We start from the raw sequence: 2,168 nt of genomic DNA on the forward strand, positions 1-2,168 counted from the left end.
TTCGCCGAGCAGTACGCGCTCGTGGTGCTGGACTGCCCGCCGGGGCTGTCCCGCTTCGCCGAGCAGGTCGCGCGGGCGGCGGACCGGGTGCTGGTGCCAGTGGTGCCGAGCCCGCTGTCACTGCGGGCGTGGACGCAGATGCGCGAGCACCTGGGCGGCAAGAAGTCGGTGCGCCGGCGGCTCTCCCCGTTCTTCAGCCTGGTGGACCGCCGCCGCCGTTTGCACCGGGACTGGCTGGCGGAGCCGCCCGCGGCCTTCGAGGGGCTGATGGCCGGCTGGGTCCCCTATGCCAGCGTGGTCGAGCGCATGGGCCTGGAGCAGGCACCGGTGGGGACGTTCGCCCCGCGCAGCGCCGCCGCCAGGGCGTATGCCGGGCTCTGGGCCGAGGTCGCCGCCGGGTTCGGACGCTGATCCCCTGTCGCGGGGATCAGCCGGCGGCCGCGACCGGGGCGGCGTCCCGGTCGTCGGTCCAGCGCGTCCAGTGCCCGGCACGGTGGTAACGCCAGGCGAGCTGCCCGGACTCGTCCACTGCCAGCAGGTGCGCCCAGCGGTTGTCGAACATCGCGCGGACGTCGTCATGGCGCCGCAGGACCCGGTCTATGGCCTCCGTCGGGGCCTCGATGACCACCGTCAGCCTCAGGGGGTGGTGGGCGGGTCGGTCGCCGTCGTGTACCGACTGCCAGGGCAGTCCGGTACGCAGCGCACCACCGTTGCCCTCGACCACGCCGATACCCCCGGTGACGTTGTGCAGGACCTTGCTGCCCCCGCCGAACGTCTCCGGCGCCACCGTCGAGCCGTAATACTGCAGGTTGATCCAGCTCGCCACGACGACCGGTGCCGTCAGGATCTGCTCGAGGACGCGGAAGCCCTCGTCATCGCGCCATTCGTAGCTGTGCAGAAAGGCCCGGCCGCCGAGGTCACGGCCACGGGTGCGGTGCCTCGGCGCCACGATGAAGGCGCTGCAGCCGGCCAGGCCCCACTCCGGGCGCAGCTCGGCCCAGTTGCGGCCCCGGGCGGCCACGTCCGACCCGTGCCTGGCCCGGGGCAGCCGCCGCGCGCGTTCGTCGCGGGCGAGTTCGCCGGCGGTGTCGAACCGCTGCGCGAGCCTCGCCAGGTCATCCCGGTGCGCGGATGACGGGGCGTCACCGTCGAAGAGCATGACCCGGTCCGAGGTGGTGTCGTGGAGCGCGCCCACGAAGAGCGTGTCCGCGGGAACCGGTATGCCGCGCCCGGCCAGCCGCGCCCTGACATCCGGGTCGTTGAGCAGGCCGGCGAGCGCCCTGGCGTTGACGTCCCCGGCGTGTCCGCCGCAGGCGCCGCACTGCAGCGTGCCGGCGTGCGGATTGTTGGTGACCCCGGCGCCATGGCCGACGAAGACCACCAGTCGGGAGAAGTTGTTCGTGAGCGACATCGTCCGCAGGACGGACTCGGCGGTCTCCGCGCGTTCCTCCGGGCCGAGACCCGGAATGTCCGGGGCGGGGGCTGCGCTGCCCTGGTGGCGCCGGTGCAGACCGAGGCTGTCGCCCAGCAGCTTGCCGGCGTAGACGGGGCCCATCGACTCCACGAACGCGAAGGACGATACGGCTGCGAGCTTGAAGCGCTTCCACGCCCGTGACGCGCGCGCCCTGATCCAGTGCCCGGCGGTCCCGCCCGTCTCCGGTGTGCGGCTCTCCAGTGCCGGGGGCACGAGCCCCGGGCAGCGTGCCTCGCAGAGGTGCGAGCCGGCCTCCCGGTGTGCCAGCGGCAGACCGAAGAATCCCGCGAAGCCCAGCGTCTGTACCGACGGCGCGACCCGTTCCAGGCAGCGCCGGAAGACCTCCGAGCGGACATCGATGCAGAATACGGCCTGGGTGTCCGGCCGGTCGTCGTCGGCCTGACTGTCCGGCGTGAGCTGTTCGGGCAGCCGGCGCTGGGCACTGCGCTCCGCGGCGTCCTGCAGCAGCGCGTCGACGATGTGCCGTTCCTGCGGGGAAACCGGCCGGGCATGGCTGGCGCAGACGTCCCGCCAGTCGGCCTCGATCGCCTCGCGGTGGTGCCGGAACAGGGCCTGCTCCCACGCCATTCGTACCGCCAGCAGCCCCACCGCGGTGCGGTCCGTGTCGTCGTTCAGCTCGGCGCGCCAGAGGCGGTAACGTGCCAGCTGCGCCCATCCGCCGAGGTCCATGAGC

The 2,168-nt window shown here is 73.2% G+C and carries 2 protein-coding genes; one reads left to right on the forward strand and one right to left on the reverse strand.

Going from position 1 to position 2,168, the window contains the following annotated elements:
- The coding region (locus G7A99_RS18440; protein WP_163142925.1) for a ParA family protein at positions 1-411 on the forward strand (411 nt) is incomplete at its 5' end.
- 16 nt (positions 412-427) lie between these two features.
- On the opposite strand, the gene G7A99_RS18445 is transcribed toward G7A99_RS18440, so the two are convergent.
- Positions 428-2,168, reverse strand: a 1,741-nt coding sequence (locus G7A99_RS18445; RefSeq protein WP_163142928.1) for a YbcC family protein, incomplete at its 5' end; no start/stop codon positions are given.

The sequence above is a fragment of the Arhodomonas sp. KWT genome, from assembly GCF_010993615.1.